Genomic DNA, 22,911 nt, shown 5'->3' on the forward strand with positions numbered 1-22,911 from the left:
GAACGGTCACGGCACGCGGCGCTCCACGGCTAATATGACCGCACATAATTGACGAATTTGACGAACACAAGGTAAGGGTAATGGCAAAAATCATTGTGGTGACTTCGGGCAAGGGTGGCGTGGGCAAGACGACCACGAGCGCGAGTTTTGCATCGGCCCTCGCATTGCGTGGCAGCAAAACCGCCGTGATCGACTTCGACGTCGGCCTGCGCAATCTCGACCTCATCATGGGCTGTGAGCGACGTGTGGTGTACGACCTGATCAACGTGATCCAGGGCGAAGCCAACCTCAACCAGGCGCTGATCAAAGACAAGAAGTGCGAGAACCTGTTCATCCTGCCGGCCTCGCAAACGCGTGACAAAGACGCGCTGACCATGGAAGGCGTCGAGAAGGTCATCAACGACCTGATCGCGATGGACTTCGAATTCATCGTCTGCGATTCGCCGGCCGGTATCGAATCGGGCGCGCTGCTCGCCATGCACTTCGCCGATGAAGCACTGATCGTAACGAATCCGGAAGTCTCCTCGGTGCGTGACTCGGACCGTATCCTCGGCATCCTGTCGTCGAAGACCAAGCGCGCGATCGAAGGCAAGGAACCGATCAAGGAACACCTGCTGATCACCCGCTACAACCCGAAGCGCGTGAGCGAAGGCGAAATGCTGTCGCTCACCGACATCCAGGAAATTCTGCGCATCGATCTGATCGGCGTGATCCCGGAATCGGAAGCGGTGCTGCATGCGTCGAACCAGGGTCTGCCGGCCGTGCACCTGGACGGTACGGATGTCGCTGAAGCCTATAAAGATGTCGTGTCGCGTTTCCTCGGCGAGCAGAAGTCGCTTCGCTTTACCGATTACCAGAAGCCAGGGCTGCTGCAGCGCCTCTTCGGCACCAAGTAAGGGGAGCGCACGTAATGTCGATTCTTTCGTTTTTGCTGGGCGAGAAGAAAAAGTCCGCGTCGGTAGCGAAGGAACGCCTGCAGTTGATCATCGCGCACGAGCGCGCCGGCGGCCATGCGCCTGCCGATTACCTGCCTGCGTTGCAACGCGAACTGGTGGCCGTGATTTCAAAGTACGTGAAGATATCCAACGACGATATTCGCGTGAGCCTCGAGCGTCAGGACGACCTCGAAGTACTCGAGGTCAAGATCGAAATACCGCAGGCGGGTTCTGCATAATGCGCTGCGCGCTCTGCTTCGTTTCGTCCCTGTGACGTGACGAGGTGGAGCGCGTAAGCGCTGTCTTTCTGCTGTTTATTTTGCTGTCTTCCTGCTGCTCGATTTGACGCGCGGATGTGAGTTTTACGCGCTGTCTGTCCCATCGTTCTTTCCCTTCTGCCTGAACGCGCGGCTTCCCGTGCAGGGCCGCACACGCCCGCACGTTGCTGTGCCACCCGTCGAAGTGCGCGGCGAAATAATCCGTTGCACTTCAGCGTGTGCCGTTACACGGCCGCAGTCAGCGCTTTTGTCCCCTCGAGCATTAAACGGATAACGCCGGATTCGGTGTCCAACTCCAGAGGGAAATCATGAACAAGACCTTTCGCGTGCTGATCGTCAACGCTGTTCTGATCGCGGCCGGCGCATCCGCTATGGCCTCCGCTTCGGCCGAGGAAGTCGTTGTGATCGCGCCGTCCGCACCGCCGGCCGTGCGTTACGAAGCCGTGCCGGCGCCGCGCGTCGGCTATGTGTGGGATCACGGTCATTGGCGTTGGGACCATGGCCGCTATGTGTGGGTCGCGGGCCATTGGCAGGCAGAGCGTGTCGGTTACCACTGGGTGCCGGGTCACTGGGTCGAACACGGCCCGAACTATCGCTGGGTCGAAGGCCACTGGGCCTAAGCCGACAGGCTTCAGCAGTGTGCGGCACGGCGCGGCTAGCCCGCTCGTGCCGCTCTTACCCGTTTGACGGCACAGACGTCGCGCTCATGCCCAGCGTGGCGCTTGCCCGTGTCTCACAGGAACACATGATGAAAAAGAATCTGCTTCTGATCGCCGTACTGGCGGTCATGCTGGCCGGCTGCGTGGTTGTGCCGGCGCGGCCGGTTTATCTGCGCGCGCCGGGGGTTGTCGTTTACTGACGCGGGGCGTCGTCTTGCATGGGCGCATCGCCGTCGATTCCGTCGATTTCGTCGACCACCGCTGGTTCGGGTGCGTCGACTTCGGGAACCTCAGGCACCGGAGCGGGGGCCGGCTGCGGCAGCGGCGCCATATAGCGCTCCGCCAGCGACTCGTACAACGGCGGTGCGAAGAGGCGCGCCACGCGGCTTGCAATCAAGGCGGTGGCCATTAGCGAAATCACCAGTGCGTGACCGTCGATCATCTCCATCACGATCACGAACGACGTAATCGGCGACTGCGTGACGGCCGCCAGATAGCCCACCATGGCGAGGGCGATCAGCATCGGCAATTGCATCGACTCGAACACCATGTGCAGCAGATTGCCGAAGCCCGCGCCGATCGACAGCGACGGCGCGAAGATGCCGCCCGGAATGCCGGGCAGATACGAGCCGACCATCGAGATCATCTTCAGGAACGGATAGAACACGGACAGGTGCTCGTGTCCGTCGAGCAGTCCGCGCGCTTCGGCATAGCCGCTGCCGAAGGTCGTGCCGCCGGAGATGAGGCCGATCACCGCGATCACGAAACCGCACAGCGCGGCGAACGCGACCGGCCGCTCACCATGCAACTGGCGCAGCGGCGCCGGAATCCAGCGCGCGGTGTTCAGCAGCAGCCAGCCGAATACGCCGCCCGCAATACCGGTGACGATTGCGGTGAGCAGGACGGCCACAGCCAGCAGGTCGGGGAAGTGCGCGCCGATCTGGATGGTGCCGAAATAGGTGTAGTTGCCGTTCAGCCCGAGCGCGATCACACCGGCGATGATGATCGCCGTAATGAGCACGCCGCTCGCGCGGGCCTCGAAGCTGCGCGTGAGTTCCTCGATCGCGAATACGATCCCCGCCAGCGGTGTATTGAACGCCGCGGACAAACCCGCTGCGGCGCCCGCGAGCACCAGTTGCCGTTCGATCTGCGCGTTCGAGCGAGGATACAGCCGCCGCAGATTGAACATCAGCGCCGCGCCGACCTGCACGGTCGGCCCTTCGCGGCCGATCGTGAAGCCGCCGAGAATCGCCAGAAACGACACGGCGATCTTGCCGAACAGAATCCGGAACGACAGCAGCCGTGCGCCGAATTCGCCGGGTTTGGAATGCAGGGTGGCGATGACTTGCGGAATGCCGCTGCCTTCGGCGCCACGGAAGAATTTGCGTGTGAGCCAGACGGCGAGCGCCGCTACCGCGGGCGTGACGATCAAGGGCGCCCACACATGCTGTTGCTGCATGGCGCGGAATTCGCCGTAGCCCCAGTCGATCAGCCTTGCATACAGCACCGCCACCAGGCCGACTGCGATCGCACCGAGCCAGAAGACACCATATTGCCGCCACAGGCGTCTGGCGCGCCGCACGATGCTGGAAGAGAGGGGGAGAAATGCCCGGGACATGGCGATGTGCTGGCGCAAAGGGTGAATTATAAAACGTGCCGCATCGATATAACCGTATGAAAGTATTATGAAATATAGTAAAAAGGCTTTTTGTAAGGTGTGCACTGTAACGCGCTGTATTAATGGCGCGCCTCGCGCACTGCGGCGTTCGGCGAAGATTATTCCAATCGTCGGCTAAAATGGTTTGATGTTCGAACAACTAACAGGTCCCCAATGAAGCGAGTCCTTATCGTCAAGGTCACTTCACTCGGTGATATCGTGCAGGCATTGCCAGTCGTCGCCGATATCAAACGCGCATTTCCCGGCGTTGAAGTGGACTGGGCCGCAGACGAGGCATTCGCCGAAGTGGTGCATTGGAGCGAGAGCGTGGACCGGGTGCTTAGCGCGCCGCTACGCCGCTTCAAGAAAGCGCGCCGCTGGGGCGATTTCAGGGCAATCGCGGCGTCGATCGCCGAATTGCGTGCCTACCGCTACGATTTCATCATCGACATTCACGGCGTGTACAAGAGCGCGATCATTGCCTTTCTGGCACGCTCGTCGAAGCGGATTGGCTACCAGTCCCAGGATCTGGGCGAGCGGGGCGCCGCATTTGCCTACACCGGGCGCTTCGGCCCGCGTCCGCAGTGCAATGCATGGCACGGCATGCGCATCAGCGCGGGCGAGGCGCTGGGATACGAGGTTGAAGGCCCGGCCATCTACAATCTGCGCCTGCCTGACCCGGTCACCGCGCCGTTCGCGGCTGACAGCGCGCCGGTCGCGGCGCTATTTCACGCCACCTCCAAAGACGACAAGAAGTGGCCGCTGCCCCATTGGGTGGCGGTCGGTCGCGAGCTGGCGCAGCGCGGTTTTCAGGTGGTTTTGCCATGGGGCTCGGAAGGCGAGCGTGCCGAGGCCGAGCAAATCGCGTCGCAGGTGCCGGGTTCGACCGTCCTGCCGAAGCTGAGCGTGACCGAAATTGCACAGATGATCGACGCGTGCTCACTGGTGGTGGGCACCGACACGGGTTTCGTTCATCTGGCGCATGCATTGCAGAAGCGCACGGTCATGATTTTTGTGGCGACCTCCCCGTCGCATTGCGGCATCGAAGCACCGTTCCGCTCGATTTCGATCGGCGACGGCCATTCAGTGCCGCCGATCGCCGAGGCACTCGAGGCGATCGATTACGTGCATGGCGAGCCGCACGCCGTCGCCATGCAGCACGGATCGGCCGCAGCCTGAGCGCAGCTTCCTCGCGCTTTCGCGCAATCGTTTGGCTAAAAGAAAAGAGGCGCGACGCACAGTCACCCAATCAAACGGGCGCTGCTGCGGAACGCCTCGAAAAACGCCCGCGTCGGGGAACTGCGGGCGAAGAGGAATCGCTGCAATGAACAAACCGGCTCATGAACCGTTCGATGCACGGAACGGCCCCATCGAGTGAGCGGCTCGGTTCTAAAGAGATCGCCTATGGGCGGTCGAGTTCAATCGTGCATTGATCGAGGTATGCCGCGCGAGTGCCGGCAAATTCGTGTGCCGCTCACCCTCGTCCCGCCGCCGCTCGTTATGGCCGCTTTCTGGGTTCGGATAAGCGTCGCGCATTACACGCCTGTTAAATCTGTCGCTTTTCGTTGAGTGCCTAATTGGGTACACGCGCTTTCTTTTGCGTGGCCACGGACTTATTCATGACGCATGCAAGTGCCGGCCCCATGCCCATCAACCATGTCTTGATCCGCGCGTCCGCCATGGACAGGGCTTGCACGGAATCCACATGTCTAGAGCAGTATAGGCGGTGTTTTCGTCGGACGTGAATCCGTCGTCGCCATGTCATGGGGGGAGGGGCCTGCGAAGCGCCGACGTGTAACACCTCAGAGATGTTCCCTTACAAATGGCAACGTTCGCGCGAGGCAGGGTCGTGTTCAATCGAGTCATTCGGGGTTTCGGCTCGAATGAATCTGACTCGAAGAGGAGAACAATATGAAACGCTTGATCCTGACCCTGATCGCAGGCACGTTGCTCGCAACGGCGCTCGGAGGCTGCATCGTCGCACCGGCGCCTGGCTATTACTACGGCGGCGGTTACTACCATCACGGCGGCTACTACTACCGGTAACGGCTTGCGGCGGCCGCTGCCTGGCCCAGGCATCGCGCCGGGCCTTCTGACGGCTGCCGTGTGCCTGCAACAGGCATAGGCAGCCGCTCAACCGTTTCAGATGACGTCATACCGCTTTCCGCCGCTGTGCCCAACCCGGGCGTCGCAGCGTCTCGTTCGACCGCTCAGGCGAGCAGCATTTCGAACGCGACCACTGCGGCGATGGCAGCCGCGTTTGCGGCCAGCGCTTCCACGACGATGCCTTTCCACGTCGCGGGACGAAAGCGCAAAGCCAGCAGCAGCGAACACAGCAATGCCAGTGCGATGATCATCACGATGTCCGCGTTGTGAAGATGAATGCTCATCGGAGCCTCCCTGCTTGCCATAGGGTTATTTGAGTCGAGTATAGGCAAGTCAAAAAGACGCGCAAGGCAGGGGATTTACCAGCGCGCCTGTCGCTCCGTCACATCAAACGTGCGTCGCGCGTTTCACGCATGCACAGCACGCCGATCATGCTGACGGCCGCCGCGATCGACACATAAGCGCCCACCCACGGCAACCCGCCATGCGCGGCCAGCACCTGCGCGATATACGGTGCGACCGACGCACCGAGAATCCCGCCGAGGTTGTACGACACGCCTGCACCGGTATAGCGCACGTTGGTCGGGAACAGTTCCGGCAGCAGCGCGCCCATCGGGGCGAAGGTCACGCCCATCAGGAACAGTTCGATCACGAGGAACAGCAGCACGAGCGGCGTCTGTCCGCTGCCGAGCAATGGCGCCATCGTGAAACCCGACAGGATCGCCGCGATGATGCCGACGATCAGCACCGGCTTGCGGCCATAACGGTCGCTGGCCCAGGCCGACAGCGGCGTGGCGAGCGCCATGAACACAACCGCGATGCACAGCATGCCGAGGAAAGTGGGCCGGGGAATATGCAGGACCGACACGCCATATGACAGCGAAAACGTCGTGGCGTTGTAGAACAGCGTGTAGCAGACCACCATCGCCAGCGCGCCGAGGAGGGTCGGCAGCCCGTGCTGCGAGAGCAGCGTGGCGATCGGCACCTTCACGCGTTCCTCGCGTTCGATGGCCGCCTTGAACGCCGGCGTCTCGGCGATTTTCAGGCGCACGTACAGGCCGAGCGCGACCAGCACCGCGCTGACGAGGAACGGCACGCGCCAGCCCCAGCTGCGAAATTGCTCGTCGCTCAACGACAAGGCCAACGCGAAGAACAGACCGTTGGACGCCAGAAAGCCGATCGACGGCCCCAGTTGCGGGAACATCCCGAACCAGCCGCGCTTGCCGGCCGGCGCATTCTCGGTGGCGAGCAGCGCGGCGCCGCCCCATTCGCCGCCGAGGCCGATCCCCTGGCCGAAGCGCAGCACGCACAGCAGGATCGGCGCGAGGCTGCCGATCGAGTCGTAGCCCGGTACGAAGCCGATCAGCGTGGTCGACACCCCCATCACCAGCAGCGACGCCACCAGCGTCGACTTACGGCCGATCCGGTCGCCGAAATGACCGAAGATGAATGAGCCGATCGGCCGCGCGACGAACGCGATGCCGAACGTGACGAAAGCCGACAAAGCCTGGGCGGTTGCCGAGCCGTGCGGGAAAAACACCGGCCCGATGACGAGCGCCGCGGCGGTCGCATAGACGTAGAAATCGTAGAACTCGATCGCGGTGCCGATGAAGCTCGCGAAGATGATCCGCGCGTTGCTGTTCTGCCCGGACGCATTGGGCTGGGCCGCGGAAATCGGCGAAGTGGACATGCAGGGTCTCCCTATGTCGTGATGCCGTTGGACGCCGTACTTTTTATATACGGGCGGCGCGTGGTCAAGCGGCATCTTTGTTTAAGTTCGTACGCTTCGGCGCGTCTCGCCGGCGTTTGGCGCCATGCGTGGCGCGGGCGACGACGCGACAGCATACAACGGCAGTCGGTCCTGTGCGGATGGCGCGGCGGCGCTGCAATCGGTCTCGCGCCGCGCCAACGGGTGAGTGGGCGGCGTGAGCCGTGCCGGAAAGCTCCGGCTTAGGGGATCGGAAAATTATAACGAGCGCGGCGGCGGCGTAGCAAGGCGGGGCAGGACCCGCCTCGCGTCTTGCCTGATGGACGCTGTTTCGGCGTCGCGTTCAGTCGATGGTCTGCGCTTGCGGCGAGGCGAACTCGCGCAGCTGGAATTTACCGTTGTCGTTGAACAGCCAGTCTTCGAACAGTTCGAGCTGGCCGCGGCCATTCAACAATTTGCCGGGCGGTTGCGGCAGCGGCGAGGCGCGCCGCAAGGAGGCGAGCGCGGTGCTTTCGGCTTCGTCGTCGCCATTGGTGCGGTACACCGACGACGTCAGCACCTGGCCATTGCGATCCACCGTGAACGACACCACGACCAGCGAGCGCAGCATCGCTTGCGGCGTGCCGTGCAACACGTAGGACGGGCTGCGTTCGATGATGCGCTGAGCGACCGCGCTGCGGTACTGATCGAGCGTGGCGCTGTTGAGGGCCGCAGCCGGCGCGATGATGAGCGGGCGATCTGGCGGCGTGAACGTGCAGCCTGCCATGGCGGCGAGCGCCAGAACCGAAGCCGCCGTCAACGCGGCGGCCGTGCCAGGCGCATGCAATAGAGATGCGCTAACGCGAGAAGCGAAGCGTCCAGTCAAGTGGCGAAGGTGACGTGCGCGGGTGGACATCGTCGAGGAAAGCACGGTGACAGGATCTAACTTGATGGTAGTCAAAAAACGCCAGGATGCAATTGTCGTTCACCCGCTCCTTGCGACCTGAACGCTTCTCGAATGCTTGTAATGGGCCGAAATATGGTCAGATTGGTTCGCGGCCAAAACGAGCCTACACTTCGATGGCCTCTTTCGAGAGGCATCGGTGGAAGTCTTTCATTTAGCCCGCTTCGTGCGGGCTTTCTTTTTTGCGCGTTGCTTCACGCAATCAATCCATCCGCGTTTGGAAACAAAAAAGGCGAACCCGTCGATGAGTTCGCCTTTGTGTCCGCGTGCCGCCTGGTGACCGCAGTCTGGTGCGTGCCGCGATGCCGGCGGTAATGCACGCCGCGGTTCCCTGACGCACGCGTTGCCGAACGCACTAACGCGCGCCGGACCTTACCTTACTTCAACGCTTCCCGTGCAGCCTTGACCGCCGCGAGCACCTGCTCGGGCGCGGTGCCGCCCGGATGGTTGCGGCTTGCCACCGAACCTTCGAGCGTCAGATACGAAAACACGTCCTCGCCGATCAGATGCGCGACGTTCGGCAGTTCCTTACGCATTTCGTCCAGCGTCAGGTCGGCCAGATCGCAGCCGCGATCGGCACACACGCGAACCGCCAGCGCCACCGCTTCGTGCGCGTCGCGGAACGGCAGGCCGCGCTTGACCAGGTAGTCGGCGAGATCGGTTGCCGTGGAGAAACCTTGCAACGCGGCGTCGCGCATGGCTTGCGGCTTCACCGAAATACCGGCGACCATTTCAGCGAAGATGCGCAGCGTGTCCGCGACCGTATCGACGGTGTCGAACAGCGGTTCCTTGTCTTCCTGGTTGTCCTTGTTGTACGCGAGCGGCTGGCCTTTCATCAAGGTCAAAAGGGCGATCAGATGGCCGTTCACGCGGCCCGTCTTGCCACGCGCGAGTTCAGGCACGTCCGGATTCTTCTTCTGCGGCATGATCGACGAGCCGGTGCAGAAGCGGTCGGCCAGATCGATGAAGCCGACGCGCGGGCTCATCCACAACACGAGCTCTTCCGAGAAGCGCGACACGTGCGTCATGATCAATGCCGACGCTGCCGTGAATTCGATCGCGAAGTCACGATCGGATACTGCGTCCAGCGAGTTCGCGCAGATGCCGTCGAAGCCGAGCGTCTTCGCCACCGCATGACGGTCGATCGGATAGCTGGTGCCGGCGAGAGCAGCGGCGCCCAGCGGCAGTCGATTCACGCGTTTGCGGCAATCCACCATGCGCTCGGCGTCGCGCGAAAACATTTCGACGTAGGCAAGCAGGTGATGGCCGAAGGTGACCGGCTGCGCGACTTGCAGGTGCGTGAAACCCGGCATGATGGTCGACGCGTTCTTTTCCGCCATGTCGAGCAGGGCCGTGCGCAGTTCCGTCAGCAAGCCGCCGATACGGTCGATTTCGCCGCGCAGCCACAGGCGGATATCCGTCGCCACCTGGTCGTTACGCGAGCGGCCCGTGTGCAGACGCTTGCCGGCGTCGCCGATCAGTGCGGTCAGGCGCGCCTCGATGTTCAGGTGGACGTCTTCCAGATCGAGTTGCCACTCGAACTCGCCTCGCTCGATTTCACCCTTGATCTGCGCCATGCCGCGTTGGATCGCGGCGAGGTCGTCGGCGGCGATGATCTTCTGCGCGGCCAGCATCGCGGCGTGCGCGAGCGACCCTTCGATATCGACGAGCGCCAGACGCTTGTCGAAGAAAACCGACGACGTGTAGCGTTTGACGAGCTCCGACATCGGCTCCGAGAAGCGAGCCGACCAGGCTTCGCCTTTTTTGTGCAGTTGGGACGTCATGGTGTTGGGCAGTTGAGCGAGGTGAGGAGGCTGACGGCGTTTGCGTACGTGCTGGCGCCGCCGAAGCGAAGAAAGACAGGGATTTTAACACCGGCGGGCGGCGTGCTCGACACAGCGCACGCGGACCGTCCAGGCAAAGCGGCAGCTATTCCCGCACCAGCACCACCAGCTTCAGATCTTCGCGATGCGCGGGTTTGAAGGTGATCTGGTCATAGACGATGCGGCCGTCGCGCGGATGGTTGAATTCGCGCCGGCCGCCTTCACGGCCGCCCACGTCCTGCGAGGCCCAGAAGCGGGCGAACGCGTCGCTGGCGGCGGTGAGCGAGTCGATCAGCCCGCGCGTGGGGGCGTCGTTCAGATGGCGGATCGAGTCGGCGCGGAATTCGGCGGCGAGCCGTCGCGCGCGCGTTTCCCAGTCGACGATCAGCTCGCGCGCGGCCGGTTCGGTGAAGGTGTAGCGCAGCAGATTGCGGTCGTGCGTGCCGTCCAGCCAGCCGACGAACAGATCGGCGGCGCGGGCGTTCCAGGCGAGAGCGTTCCATTGCCGGTCGAGCACGTAAGCCGGCGCATTCACGAGTTGCACCGTTTCGAGCAGCGTGGCGGGCGCGTCGGCGGCGGCCGGATCGGGTTCGGCCGGGTCGCGCTGCGCAGCCAGCTCGAACAGATAGGCCCGCTCGGCGCGCGACAATTGCAGCGCGACGGCGATCCGCGCCAGCGCCTCGGCGGAGGCGGAGACCGGGCGGCCCTGTTCGATCCATGTGTACCAGGTCGGGCTGACGCCGCACAGCTGCGCGACTTCCTCGCGCCGCAAGCCGGGCGTGCGGCGGCGCGGGCCGGGCGGCAGGCCGAGCGCTTGCGGCGAGAGCCGCTCGCGGTGAGCCCGGATGAAATCGCCGAGCGCGCGGGCAGGCGTGGCATCGAGCGGCGGCGGGTTGTCGGCGGAGGACGGCGTGGTCATTCTTGTCGGGCAGCGCTTTTGGGGGCGGGTGGTGTCGGGTAGTGCCGGGTAGTGCCGGGTAGTGCTATTGATACCAGAATAATTGCTTAACTTGTACTGGTACACGGCGGGCTCTATTGTAGCGGCTGGAACGGCGTTGCGCCGTCCAGACCAATCCGGCTCAAGCCCGGCCCAACCCCACATAGATAACCGGAGCCTCCCATGAAGCATCACGATCAGGTCGCCGACGCCTTCGGCTCGACCGCCGCCGCGTATTTGACGAGTCAGACGCATGCCACCGGCGCCGATCTGCAGACGCTGGCCGAATCGATCGCCGCGACGCCGGGTGCCAAGGTGCTCGACATGGGCTGCGGCGCGGGCCACGCGAGTTTCGCGGTGGCGCCGCATGCAAAAGAAGTGGTCGCGTACGACATCGCGCCGCAAATGCTCGCAACCGTCGACGGCGCGGCGAAGGATCGTGGCCTCACCAACATCCGCACGCAACAGGGCGCTGCCGAAACATTGCCGTTCGCCGATCATTCGTTCGACTGGATCATCAGCCGGATGAGCGCGCATCACTGGCACGACGTGCCGCTCGCATTGGCCGAAGTGCGGCGCGTGTTGAAGCCGGGCGGCAAGGTGCTGTTCATCGACATCGCCGGCGCCGGGCATCCGCTGCTCGACACGCATCTTCAGGCGGTGGAATTGCTGCGCGACGGTTCGCATATCCGCGACTACCGCGCGGACGAATGGATTGCCTTGTTCGAAGCGGCCGGTTTCAAGGCATCGATTCGCGAGCGTTGGCGCATTGAGATCGAGTTCAGTTCGTGGGTGGCGCGCATGCGCACGCCGGAGCCACGCGTGGTGGCGATTCGCTCGCTGTGGAGCAACTCGCCCGATGAGGTGCGTCAATATTTCGACGTGCAGGAAGACGGCTCGTTCAAACTCGACGCGCTGATGATCGCCGCGCAGTAGGCTGTCATGGAAGGGGGGAGTGGCCGTCGCCGCGGCCTGGCGACGCGCGCGGCTTAAAACCGCACCGGATCTAATAACGAGATGTGCGCCGTGATAATCTCTGGATTGCTAAATAATCCAGAGATATCCAGATGTCGCGTTGGTTACTTTTTGCGGCAACCGCCGTGCTGTCTGTCAGCGCGGTGGCTCAATCGAATCGGAACTACTATCGCGAACAGGGCACCACCTTGCCGCGTGCATTGTCGTCCAGTCCGGTCACATCGCAGTCGTCCAGCTTGACGAACGGCATCACCGCACCCGGTTCCAATGCGAACATGTCGTCTCAGGCACGCCGCGACCTCGACACACGCCTGCAGTCCGAACTGGCCGAACGTGAAAATCGCACGCAGGCGTGGCGCGAGCCTCCGCTCAAATTCAACATTCCAGCCTCAGAAATGCCAAAGCCGAACACGGCGAAATAATCCGTGTTCGGCTTTGGCAGAGCGGCGGCCGAGTCAGCTACTGAATCGGCGGCTGAATCAGCCGCCATCATCAGCCGCCATCACGCCGTCCTCGATCAGCCCGTATTACGTAGCCCCGCCGCAATCCCGTTGATGCTCAAATGAATCCCGCGCCGCACGCGTGCGTTGGTATCGCCCGCGCGGTGGCGCTTGAGCAATTCAACCTGCAAGTGATTCAAAGGATCGAGATACGGGAAGCGGTTCTTGATCGAACGCGCGAGCAGCGGATTCTCCGCGAGCCGTTCGCTCTTGCCGGTAATCTCCGACAACACCTTCGATGTCCGCTCCCATTCCGCGACGATCCGCTCGAACACATGCTTGCGCAGCTTCTTGTCCGACACGAGCTGTGCGTAACGCGAGGCCACCGCGAGGTCGGTCTTCGCCAGCACCATGTCCATGTTGGAGAGCAGGTTCGAGAAGAACGGCCACGTCTTGTGCATCTTCTTGAGCAGCGCAAGACGGCGGGTGCGCTCGGCATCGCTCGGCGCGCTGTCCAGATGCGCCGCCACCGCGCTGCCGAAACCGTACCAGCCGGTCAGCAGCAAACGGCATTGGCCCCATGAGAAGCCCCACGGAATCGCGCGCAGGTCTTCGATCTTGCGTTGCTTCGGGTCCTGCAATTTGCGTGAAGCCGGACGGCTGCCGATGTTCAGCTCGGCGATCTCCGAGATCGGCGTCGACTCGAAGAAATACTCCTTGAAGCCCGGCGTTTCGTAGACCAGCGCGCGATACGACGCCATCGCGGCATCGGACAACTGCTGCATCGTCTCTTCGAAGGCGGGCAATTGCGCGGGCGCAATGCCGTGCGGCAGCAACGAAGCTTCGAGCGTCGCGGCCACCACCGTTTCCAGATTGCGCCGGCCGATCTCCGGGTTGCCGAACTTGCTGGCGATTACCTCGCCTTGCTCGGTCAAACGGATCTGACCGTCGACGGTGCCCGGCGGCTGCGACAGAATTGCCTGATACGTCGGACCGCCGCCACGGCCAACCGTGCCGCCGCGTCCATGGAACAGGCGCAGCGTCACGCCGCGTTGATTGAACAGCGACACCAGCGCGAGTTCGGCGCGATACAGCTCCCAGTTCGATGTCAGGAAGCCGCCGTCCTTGTTGCTGTCCGAATAACCGAGCATCACTTCCTGCTCGTTGCCCTGATGTTCGATCAATGCGTCGACGCCCGGCAGCGAGATCAGATCGCGCATGATGTGCGGCGCGTTGCGCAAGTCGGGAATCGTCTCGAACAGCGGGATCACCATCAAACCCGCTTGCGCCGGATCGTTCGCATCGCCCAGACGGCCGTGCAGCAGGCCGGTTTCCTTCTGCAGCAGCATCACTTCGACCAGATCGCTGACGGTCTCCGTGTGCGAAATGATGTAGTTGCGCACCGCGCGCGCACCGAATTTTTCGCGTGTGATGCGGGCTTCTTCGAGCACGCCAAGTTCGCTCTTCACGAGATCGGAGTACTCGGCATACGGCAGACGCAGCGGGCGCGGTTGTGCCAGTTCGGCGAGCAGCACCTTGAGCTTGTCTTCTTCGGAGAGCGACGCATAGTCGCTTTCGACGCCCGCGCGTTTCAGCAACTCGGCGATCACCGCTTCGTGGATGTCGGAGCTTTGGCGCAAGTCGATGCTTGCCAGATGGAAGCCGAACACTTCGGCGGCGCGTGCAAGCGGCGACAGGCGCGGTGTAGCGAGCGGCGCGCCATGATGCTCGGCGAGCGAATCGATCAGCACGTGCAGGTCGCGCACGAATTCGGCGGAGTCGCCGTACGGTTTGGCGCGCACCGGCGCCGCGCCGCGGCCCGCACTGCGCACCGGCACGCTGCCTTCGCCGAGACGCACGCGCGCACTTGCGGCGAGCCGCGTGTACATGCCGATCAAGGCACGGCGATACGGTTCGTCGGTACGGTGCGGCGACTGGTCGGGCGAGGCGGCCGCAAGTTCTTTCAACGCGTCGCTGGCGCCGGCCAGCAGGTTCGACACCGACAACTCGGCGCCCAGCTTGTGCACCTGCTCCATGTAGTGTTCGAAGATCACCGCGGCCTGGCGGGTGATCGCGTGCTCGAGCGTTTCGGCCGTGACGTTCGGATTGCCGTCGCGATCGCCGCCGATCCAGCTGCCCATCTGGAAGAACGGCGGCAGGCGCGCATCGAGGCCGTGCTCGGCGAGCGCTTCTTCGATGTCGGCATAGAGCGCCGGAATTTCTTCGAGGAAGGTCGCGCGGTAGTACGACAACGCGTTTTCGATTTCATCGGCAACCGTCAGCCGCGAGTCGCGCAGCATCCGCGTTTGCCAGAGCGACGTGACGCTGGCGCGCAGCATCGCTTCGTTATGCGCGCGTTCGCGGTTGGTCAGCTGCTGATCGCGTTCGGCCAGGAGGCGCGCGACGTCGTGCTGCGCGTCGAGAATGCTCTTGCGCTGCACCTCGGTAGGATGCGCGGTCAGCACCGGCACGATCAACGCTTCGTTGAAGAACTGCTGCAGCACCGGCGTTGCGGCGGCGCCCGCCTCGACAAGCCGTTCGAGCGCATGCGCCATGGTGCCCGGTTGCGAGGTCGAGCCGGCCAGTGCGTGAATCCGGTGACGGCGATTGCGGTGGCGGTCTTCAGCGATATTCGCAAGATGCGAGAAGTAGCTGAACGCGCGCACCACACTGACCGTTTGCTCGGGAGTCAGCGAACGCAGTTTCTTGTCGAGCGTTTGCGCGGCGGCGCTATCGTCCTCGCGGCGAAAACGCACGGCGGTCTGGCGGATCGTTTCCACGACGTCGAACACCGCGTCGCCTTCCTGTTCACGCAGCACGTCGCCGAGCAGGCGTCCCAGATAGCGGATGTCCTGAAACAGCGGATGGTCCTTGTCCTCACGCGTGCGGCCGCTGCTTTTCGGCGCCGGCACGATCGTGTTCTGCGAAACGGCCTGCAGCTTGGGCGCTTTCGCAGTTTGCGGCGCGGCTTCGCTCGCGACGACCTTGATCTTCGGGGACTTGGCTTTGGCCTGTTTCGGTGTTTGGGCGGCGTTCGCGGCTTGTGTCGTCTTATCTGTCCTGACGGTCTTCACCGCTTTGTCCGCCTTGGCAGGCGACGAGGCTTTGGCGGACCGGGTGGCTTTGGCGATATTCGCGGCCCGGGTTGCCGTGGCAGCTTTGCCGGCGCGTTTGGCCGGAGTGGGCTGGGCAGCCGTTGCGGCGGAGGCAGAAGCGGCGGGTGCCGCGGCGGCGTCGGCCGCTCGAGCGTTGGGCGATGCAGTGTTGCGGCGGGCAGGGCGCGCCGATCCGGAAGACGTCACGATGGGTTTCCTCAGGGAAGCCAGGGTCTGTTGAGTGATGAACTGCTACTGCGGAACTGCACTATGAGTTGCAACGTGAACTGCACGAAATCAGCACAAAGCCAGCACAGAGCGGTATGTGCCGATGGCAATACGCCGGAGAGGCGGCCGCGCGCATTTTGCGCAAAACGCACGAGGCGCATGACATGCGTTGAATGCACGCCAGGCACGTTGCGCCGCATTGCATCATCCCGCATGCCGCGCCCCGGTGCGCGAACGACCGTGCTTGAACAGGCTGGGATGGGGCAGGCGCGCGCTGCGCGAGGCCCGTCTCCTCCATCGATACCGCGCCGGCACGGCGCTCCGCTGTGCCTTGAGACACAAGGGCGCGTGCTAACATTGATTGTTATTACATCCCGTCATTCGATCAGCAAGCTAATGAACACCGAGACGTTTTCTGCGCCACCCCACACGCTTGTGATTGCGTCGCGAGAAAGCCGCCTTGCCATGTGGCAGGCGGAGCATGTGCAATGTGCGCTGCACAAATTATATCCATCTTGTGACGTAAAAATCCTCGGAATGACGACACGTGGCGATCAAATTCTCGATCGCACTTTGTCGAAGGTGGGGGGCAAGGGCCTTTTCGTCAAGGAACTGGAAGCCGCGCTCGCCGACGGCCGCGCCGACCTGGCTGTGCACTCGCTCAAAGACGTGCCGATGGAATTGCCCGCGGGCTTTGCGCTCTCCACCATCATGGAACGCGAAGATCCGCGCGACGCGCTGGTGTCCAACGATTACGACTCGCTTGCCGCGTTGCCGGCCGGCGCCGTGGTCGGCACGTCCAGCCTGCGCCGCGAGGCCATGCTGCGCATGCGTTATCCGCATCTGGTGGTGCGGCCGTTGCGTGGAAATCTGGACACGCGTTTGTCGAAACTCGATCGCGGCGATTATGCGGCGATCATTCTGGCGGCTGCCGGTCTGAAGCGCCTCGGTCTCGGCGAACGCATCCGCGCGCTGCTCGATCCCGAAGACAGCTTGCCCGCAGCGGGTCAGGGCGCGCTCGGCATCGAGATTCGCGCCGATCGCGCGGACCTCGCGGCATGGCTTGCGCCGCTGCATCACGAACATACGGCAGCAGCCGTCGAAGCGGAGCGGATGGTCTCGCGCGCCCTTGGCGGCAGTTGCGAAGTGCCGCTTGCGGCCTATGCGCACTGGTATGACGGCGCGCTGCATCTGCGTGGCATCGTCGCTACACCGGACGGCCAGCGTGTGTTGAGCGCGCAGGCATCGGCGCCGGCGCCTACCGTCGAACGTGCTATCGCGCTGGGTCAGGAAGTCGCGAGCGCGCTCGAACAGCAGGGCGCGATGGAAATCGTCCGCGCGCTGAGCACGGCCAGCGGTCCCGCAGCAGGGGCCGCGGACAGCACGGCGACCGGCGAGTGATGGCGGCCGATACTCCGGGCAACGCATCCTCATCCGTCGGCAAGGCGGCGTTCACGGTCGTGATTACGCGACCGGCCGGTCAGTCGAACGAATTGATCGCGCAACTCGCCGCAGCAGGCATTGCCGTGCTCGACTTTCCGCTGATCGACATTGCGCCTGTCACCGACGAAGCGCCGTTGCGCGCAGCGCTGGCTTCTCTGGAGCGCTATGCACTGGTGGTGTTCGTCTCGCCCAATGCGGTCGATCACGCGTTTGCGCGCAGCGATGCAATCTGGCCGCACGCGTTGCCGATCGGCGTAGTCGGGCCGGGCAGCGTGCAGGCGCTGCTGCGTCACGGCGTCTCGGCGCCGGCCTACAACGTCATCAGCCCGCCGTCCGCTGCCGAGGACGAGACGGCGCGTTTCGATTCCGAAGGCCTGTTCGCGGCGATCGATACCGCGCTCGGCGCGAGCGCGCTCGAAGGCAAACGCGTGCTGATCGTGCGTGGCGACGGCGGCCGCGAGTGGCTCGCCGACCGCTTGCGCGAAGCGGGCGCCGAAGTCGAAACGGTTGCGGCCTATCGTCGGCTCGTGCCGGAACCGTCGATCGGCGGCTGGGCCCGCGTGCATGCATTGCTCGCGGGCGAGCCGCACGCCTGGCTGCTCACCAGTTCAGAAGGGGGGCGCAATCTGCATGAGCTCGCGCAAGAGCATCTGACCGCCGGCGAAATCACGCAACTGAAGCACGCCAATCTGGTCACGCCGCATCCCCGTATCGCGCAGACCGCGCGGGCATTGGGTTTTGATAGCATTACGGTGTCCGGCGCGGGCGATGAGCGTATTGCCCGCGCCTTGCTTGCCGCCGTCCCGACCGTTGTTCAACCGGTACCGTCCAACCCGGCTCATTCACCGGCTAAATCACGCATGACTGAAACGAACGCATCCACGAACGCTGCACCCCAGCCGGCCGCAACCAGCGCGTTGCCGCCGAATCCACCCTTCACGCCCTACGAAGCGCAAAAGCGCCGCAGCGCGAGCGGACCGCTGCTGTGGTTTGTCGTCGTGATCATCGCCTGTGCGGCGGGTGTGGGCGGTTATGCGCTCAATCGCAAGGTGGAGCGCACCGAGCAGCAGCTCGTGCAACGCCAGCAGGCGAACGACGCGCAGACCAACGAGTTGCGCGTCAAGACCGATCAGGCGCTGGCCACGGTGCATCAGTCCGACTCGCAGGTCGCGCAACTCGAAGGCAAGCTTGCTGACGCGCAAACCGCGCAGCAGACGCTGCAGCAGCAATACGCCGATCTCGCCCGCAATCGCGACGACTGGACCATGGCTGAAGTCGGGCAGATGCTGTCGGCCGCGAGCCAGCAATTGCAGCTCACCGGCAATACGCAACTCGCGCTGTTCGCGCTGCAAAGCGCGGACACGCGTCTCGCTGCATCGGATAGTCCGCAGGCCGTGACCGTGCGCAAGGCGATCGCGCAAGACATCGACAAGCTGAAGGCGTCGCCGTCCACGGATCTGACCGGCATGGCGATCAAGCTCGACAACGCAATCGACCAGGTCGACAGCCTGCCGCTCTCCGGCGAAGCGCCGATTGCCCACGCCACGCCGAAGGCCGCCACCTGGGCCGACACGGACAAAGTGGCCGCGGCCACCGGCGAGCCGCGCTGGAAAGTGTGGTGGCGTGAAGTCACGACCGGCATCGGCCAGCAGTTGACGAGTCTCGTACAGGTGCGCCGTATCGACAACGCCGACGCCATGCTCGTCACGCCCGATCAAGGCTACTTCGTGCGCGAGAATCTGAAGCTGCGTTTGCTGTCGGCGCGGCTCGCGCTGCTCTCGCGCAACCAGACCACGCTGAAGTCCGACCTGCAGGCGGCGCAGGCCGCGCTCACGCGCTATTTCGACAACGCGTCGAAGAAAACGCAGACCGTGGCCGATCTGGTCAAGCAGGTGGATGCGGGCTCGGCTGCGGTTGAACTGCCGAATCTGAACACCAGTCTGCAGGCCGTCAATCAATACCGGAGCCGAGGTTAATCATGGCAATCCGGGGACTTCTATGGCTCGCGCTGCTGTTCGCCATCGCGGTGGTGCTGGCGGTGGTCGGACGCTTCGACATGGGGCAGGTGCTGCTGATCTATCCGCCGTACCGCGTCGACATCTCGCTGAATCTGTTCGTGGTCGGGCTGGTGGTGCTGTTCATCCTGCTGTATGCGTTGCTGCGTATCGTGCGCAATATCTGGCGCATGCCGCAGCGCGTGGCGGCGTATCGCGCGCGCTCGCGTGTCGCGAAGGCGCACGCGGCATTGCGTGACGCGATCGGCAATCTGTACGCCGGGCGTTTCTCGCGTGCTGAAAAAGCCGCGAAAGACTCGCTCACGAATGGCGACAACAAGGGCGCGGCCGGTTTGATCGCGGCTACCGCGGCGCACCGCATGCATGAATATGCGCGGCGCGACGAGTGGCTCGCCCAGATCGACGAAGCCGACTGGCAGGACGCCCGCCTGATGGCCACCGCCGACATGCGCGCCGACGGCCGCGACGCGGACGGCGCGCTCGCCGCGCTCACCGAAATGCAATCGCAGGGCGCACGGCGGATTCACGCGCAGCAGATCACGTTGCGCGCGCAACAGCAATTGAAGAACTGGGGCGAAGTGCTCAAGCTCGTCAAGACGCTGGAGAAACGCGAAGCGATCCATCCGGCAGTAGCCGTGCGTTTGCGTCAGCTCGCGGCGGAAAACCTGCTGCGCGACCGGCGTCATAACGCTGATGCGCTGCTGGAGTTGTGGAATTCGCTGTCGGCTACCGAGCGTCATTCGCCGCGTCTCGCCGACCTCGCGGCTGAATTGCTGGTGTCGCTGAATCGTCCGCAGGAAGCCCGCAAGATCGTCGAAGAGGCGCTGGCGCAGAACTGGGACGCGCGTCTGCTGCGCCGTTATCCGGACACGGCCGGGGGCGACGCGTTGCCGCTGATCCAGAAGGCCGAAGGATGGCAGAAGGATCGTCCGGAAGACGCTGATTTGATGTTCGCCCTGGGCCGCTTGTGCCTGCATCAGCAGTTGTGGGGCAAGGCGCAGTCGTTCCTCGAGCGCGCGCTGAAACTGGCCGACAACGAGACGCTGAAGATTCGCTCGCATCGCGCGCTGGCGCGTCTGCATGAGCAGATCGGCGATTCTGCCAAGGCGAGCGAGCATTATCGCGAGAGTGCGTTGGCGATGAATATCGTTTGATGCTTTGAACGCTGCGGCGTTTACCTGATTGGGCGCGGCAGCCGATAAAAAAAGCCCCCGGCTTCGATAGATGCCGGGGGCTTTTTCGTTGGCGGCGCGATGCGTGATGTGCATTACGTGAAACGTGAGCCGTGGCTCGCACACCGTGCCTCATGACTCACACCTCATGACTTACACCTCATGATTCACATCTCATGACTCACACCTCATGGCTCACGCCTCGTGACGCGCGGCATTTGACGGCACTTCCTGCCTCACGTCACGAAGCGAGCCGCCTCATTTGTTGACCATCTTCGCCGGCACGCTGATCGCCAGCAGACCGCCGAGGATCATGAACGCCGCCAGCATATACATGCCGGAGTCGTTCGCGGCAGTCGCCTGCTTCAGCCAGCCGACCGCGTACGGGCTGAGAAAGCCCGCGAGATTGCCGATCGAATTGATCATCGCAATGCCGGCCGCCGCGCCCGTGCCGGCGAGGATCGCCGTCGGCAGACTCCAGAACAGCGGCAGGGTGGTCAGGATGCCCATGGTCGCGAGCGTGAGCGAAGCCATGGCCAGCACCGTGTTGTGTGCCCACACCACGGAGAGCACGAGGCCGATCGCCCCCGCGAAGGCCGGCAATGCGATATGCCAGCGCCGCTCGCGTTTGCGGTCCGCGCTGCGCGACACGAACACCATCGCCACCACTGCCGCGGCAAACGGAATCGCCGACAGGATGCCGATCATGAATGCATCCGTCACACCGGTCGCCTTGATAATGGTCGGAAGCCAGAAGCTCACGCCATAGAGGCCCATCACGAACGAGAAGTACGTGAGGCTCAGCATCAGCACGCGGCCGCTCGAGAGCACCTGGCGAATCGGCATATCGTGCTTGGTGGCTTCTTCAGCCGACACCTGGCGCTCGAGCAGTTCCTTCTCTTCCGTGGTGAGCCACTTCGCCTTCGAGACGCGGTCGTCGAGCATCAGGAACACCATGACGCCGACGATCACCGACGGAATCCCTTCGAGCAGAAACAGCCACTGCCAGCCATGCCAGCCGTTCATGCCGTTGAAGCTCTTCAGGATGTAGCCCGATACCGGACCGCCGATCACGCCGGACAACGCGATTGCCGTCATGAACCAGGTGGTCATACGGCCACGGCGATGCGCCGGATACCAGTACGTGAGATACAGGATGATGCCAGGGAAGAAGCCCGCTTCGGCGAGACCGAGCAGGAAGCGCATCACGTAGAACATGGCCGGCGTGGTGACGAACATGGTCAGCATCGAGATCACGCCCCACGACACCATGATCCGCGCGATCCACACGCGTGCGCCCACTTTGTGCAGGATCACGTTGCTCGGAATTTCGAAGATGAAATAGCCGACGAAGAAAATCCCCGCGCCGAAACCATAGACCGCGTCGCTTAAGCCCAGGTCGGTGGTCATTTGCAGCTTGGCGAAGCCGACGTTGACGCGGTCGAGATACGCGACCACATAACAGAGCATCAGGAGCGGCGCGAGCCGCCAGGTCACCTTGCGGTAGGTCGCCTCCTCGAACGTGGAAGGTGGCGCCCCCGCGCCGGGATGGTGGAGCGGATTTGCGGGACTAGCCATGGTGTCTCCTCTTTTCTTGTGGAAATGAAGTACCGCCGTCGATCGCGATTCTAGCCGTGCTGGATGGTTTGGCTTGCATGGCGTTTACACGCAGCGCCCGCCGTCCACTTCGAGACACACGCCGGTGATGAACTCGGCCTCGTCCGAGGCGAGATAGAGCGCCGCGTTGGCGATATCCTGCGGCGTCGAGAAACGCCCGAGCGGAATGCCGGCCAGAAAGCGCTTGCGGTTCTCCGGCGTATCTTCGACACCCATGAATTCCGTCAGCAGCGCCGTCTCGCCGATCACGGGGTTCACGCAGTTCACCCGAATGCGGTCCGGGCCCAGTTCGACGGCGAGCGATTTGCTGGCGATGATCACCGCGCCCTTGCTGCCGTTGTACCAGACGAGTCCTGGGCGCGGCCGCACGCCGGCCGTCGAGGCGATATTGATGAAAACACCGCCGCCTTGCTGGCGGAAATACGGCACGAATTCCTGCACGCTCCAGTAGATGCTTTTGACGTTCACCGCGTAGACGCGGTCGAATTCGGCTTCCGTCACGTCGAGCACCGGTTTGTTGCGATGCGTCGTACCGGCGTTGTTGACGACGATCTGCACGCTGCCGAAGTCTTCGAGCGCGGCCTCACGCAGTTTTTGCCAATCCTCCCGTTGTGCGACGTTGCCGGCCACGGCGATCGCCTTGCCGCCGGCGAGGGCGATTTCGCTCGCCACGCGTTCGGCCGCGGCGCCGTTCAGGTCGTTGACCACCACGTTCGCGCCTTCGCGCGCGTAGGTCTTCGCGATGCCTTCGCCGAAGCCCGAGCCGCCACCCGTGACGATGGCCGTTTTTCCTGTCAACCGCATGATGTCTCCGTTGTTTGTTGTGGATGGTGATGCGTTTGCTGCTATCTGTTGCCGCTTGCTTCCGTTTGCTGCGAAT

Annotated in this window: 19 protein-coding genes; 10 read left to right on the plus strand and 9 right to left on the minus strand. The window is 63.4% G+C overall.

Translation table 11 applies throughout. The features are described from left to right. Positions 1-80 precede the first annotated feature (80 nt). The 3 genes from minD (at position 81) to ACOSV0_RS04260 (ending at position 1,833) form a co-directional block, all read left to right on the plus strand. A complete protein-coding gene (gene minD / locus ACOSV0_RS04250; protein WP_006048490.1) occupies positions 81-896 on the plus strand; it encodes a septum site-determining protein MinD in 816 nt (271 codons plus the stop codon). Positions 897-910: 14 nt separating this feature from the next. After that, on the plus strand, positions 911-1,174 hold the full coding sequence (minE, locus tag ACOSV0_RS04255; RefSeq protein WP_028196771.1) for a cell division topological specificity factor MinE: 264 nt from the start codon (positions 911-913) through the stop codon (positions 1,172-1,174). Between the two features lie 347 nt (positions 1,175-1,521). Next, positions 1,522-1,833 carry a YXWGXW repeat-containing protein gene (locus tag ACOSV0_RS04260; RefSeq protein ID WP_434108945.1) on the plus strand — a complete coding sequence of 104 codons (312 nt, stop codon included), beginning with the start codon at positions 1,522-1,524 and terminating at the stop codon, positions 1,831-1,833. A 232-nt stretch (positions 1,834-2,065) separates the two neighbouring features. On the opposite strand, the gene ACOSV0_RS04265 is transcribed toward ACOSV0_RS04260, so the two are convergent. Next, a complete protein-coding gene (locus ACOSV0_RS04265; protein WP_434108947.1) occupies positions 2,066-3,490 on the minus strand; it encodes a chloride channel protein in 1,425 nt (474 codons plus the stop codon). Positions 3,491-3,703: 213 nt separating this feature from the next. Here ACOSV0_RS04265 and waaC point away from each other — a divergent pair, with 213 nt between their 5' ends. Beyond that, positions 3,704-4,708, plus strand: a complete 1,005-nt coding sequence (gene waaC / locus ACOSV0_RS04270) for a lipopolysaccharide heptosyltransferase I (RefSeq protein WP_434108949.1) — start codon at positions 3,704-3,706, stop codon at positions 4,706-4,708. A 732-nt stretch (positions 4,709-5,440) separates the two neighbouring features. Beyond that, complete coding sequence (locus ACOSV0_RS04275; protein WP_256390474.1) at positions 5,441-5,575, plus strand: hypothetical protein; 135 nt, start codon at positions 5,441-5,443, stop codon at positions 5,573-5,575. Positions 5,576-5,739: 164 nt separating this feature from the next. Here the strand turns inward: ACOSV0_RS04275 and ACOSV0_RS04280 are convergent, their stop codons facing one another. The 5 genes from ACOSV0_RS04280 to ACOSV0_RS04300 all read right to left on the minus strand — a co-directional run bounded on the left by ACOSV0_RS04280 (position 5,740) and on the right by ACOSV0_RS04300 (position 11,028). Next, positions 5,740-5,919: a hypothetical protein gene (locus ACOSV0_RS04280; RefSeq protein WP_434108951.1), complete on the minus strand. Its 180-nt coding sequence runs from the start codon at positions 5,917-5,919 to the stop codon at positions 5,740-5,742. A 98-nt stretch (positions 5,920-6,017) separates the two neighbouring features. Next, positions 6,018-7,325: an MFS transporter gene (locus ACOSV0_RS04285; protein ID WP_434108953.1), complete on the minus strand. Its 1,308-nt coding sequence runs from the start codon at positions 7,323-7,325 to the stop codon at positions 6,018-6,020. A 361-nt stretch (positions 7,326-7,686) separates the two neighbouring features. After that, positions 7,687-8,109, minus strand: a complete 423-nt coding sequence (locus ACOSV0_RS04290; RefSeq protein WP_434108954.1) for an energy transducer TonB family protein — start codon at positions 8,107-8,109, stop codon at positions 7,687-7,689. Between the two features lie 554 nt (positions 8,110-8,663). Next, positions 8,664-10,070 carry an argininosuccinate lyase gene (argH, locus tag ACOSV0_RS04295; protein ID WP_434108956.1) on the minus strand — a complete coding sequence of 469 codons (1,407 nt, stop codon included), beginning with the start codon at positions 10,068-10,070 and terminating at the stop codon, positions 8,664-8,666. A 145-nt stretch (positions 10,071-10,215) separates the two neighbouring features. Then, on the minus strand, positions 10,216-11,028 hold the full coding sequence (locus ACOSV0_RS04300) for a helix-turn-helix transcriptional regulator (RefSeq protein WP_434108958.1): 813 nt from the start codon (positions 11,026-11,028) through the stop codon (positions 10,216-10,218). 201 nt (positions 11,029-11,229) lie between these two features. On the opposite strand from ACOSV0_RS04300, the gene ACOSV0_RS04305 reads away from it, so the two are divergent. Then, a complete protein-coding gene (locus tag ACOSV0_RS04305) occupies positions 11,230-11,982 on the plus strand; it encodes a class I SAM-dependent methyltransferase (protein ID WP_434108959.1) in 753 nt (250 codons plus the stop codon). A gap of 131 nt (positions 11,983-12,113) precedes the next feature. Continuing rightward, positions 12,114-12,443, plus strand: a complete 330-nt coding sequence (locus tag ACOSV0_RS04310) for a hypothetical protein (RefSeq protein WP_434108961.1) — start codon at positions 12,114-12,116, stop codon at positions 12,441-12,443. Between the two features lie 95 nt (positions 12,444-12,538). Here ACOSV0_RS04310 and ppc read toward each other — a convergent pair whose 3' ends face one another. Beyond that, a complete protein-coding gene (ppc, locus tag ACOSV0_RS04315) occupies positions 12,539-15,763 on the minus strand; it encodes a phosphoenolpyruvate carboxylase (protein ID WP_434108962.1) in 3,225 nt (1,074 codons plus the stop codon). Positions 15,764-16,180: 417 nt separating this feature from the next. On the opposite strand from ppc, the gene hemC reads away from it, so the two are divergent. The 3 genes from hemC to ACOSV0_RS04330 are packed head-to-tail and all read left to right on the plus strand — an operon-like array spanning position 16,181 to position 20,396. Continuing rightward, entirely contained in the window at positions 16,181-17,185 is a 1,005-nt protein-coding gene (gene hemC / locus ACOSV0_RS04320) for a hydroxymethylbilane synthase (protein WP_434108964.1), read from the plus strand. Next, on the plus strand, positions 17,185-19,203 hold the full coding sequence (gene hemDX / locus ACOSV0_RS04325; protein ID WP_434108965.1) for a fused uroporphyrinogen-III synthase HemD/membrane protein HemX: 2,019 nt from the start codon (positions 17,185-17,187) through the stop codon (positions 19,201-19,203). Before hemC ends, hemDX begins: the two co-directional genes overlap by 1 nt. 2 nt (positions 19,204-19,205) lie before the next feature. After that, positions 19,206-20,396 (plus strand): heme biosynthesis protein HemY, encoded by a 1,191-nt coding sequence (locus tag ACOSV0_RS04330; RefSeq protein WP_434108967.1) that lies wholly within the window; start codon positions 19,206-19,208, stop codon positions 20,394-20,396. 276 nt (positions 20,397-20,672) lie between these two features. On the opposite strand, the gene ACOSV0_RS04335 is transcribed toward ACOSV0_RS04330, so the two are convergent. Together ACOSV0_RS04335 and ACOSV0_RS04340 are read right to left on the minus strand one after the other, a co-directional pair. Then, a complete protein-coding gene (locus ACOSV0_RS04335) occupies positions 20,673-21,992 on the minus strand; it encodes an MFS transporter (protein WP_434108969.1) in 1,320 nt (439 codons plus the stop codon). Between the two features lie 84 nt (positions 21,993-22,076). Continuing rightward, positions 22,077-22,835 (minus strand): SDR family oxidoreductase, encoded by a 759-nt coding sequence (locus ACOSV0_RS04340; protein ID WP_434108971.1) that lies wholly within the window; start codon positions 22,833-22,835, stop codon positions 22,077-22,079. Between the last annotated feature and the right edge of the window lie 76 nt (positions 22,836-22,911).

The organism is Paraburkholderia caffeinilytica (assembly GCF_051027425.1).
Lineage (GTDB): Bacteria > Pseudomonadota > Gammaproteobacteria > Burkholderiales > Burkholderiaceae > Paraburkholderia > Paraburkholderia caffeinilytica_A.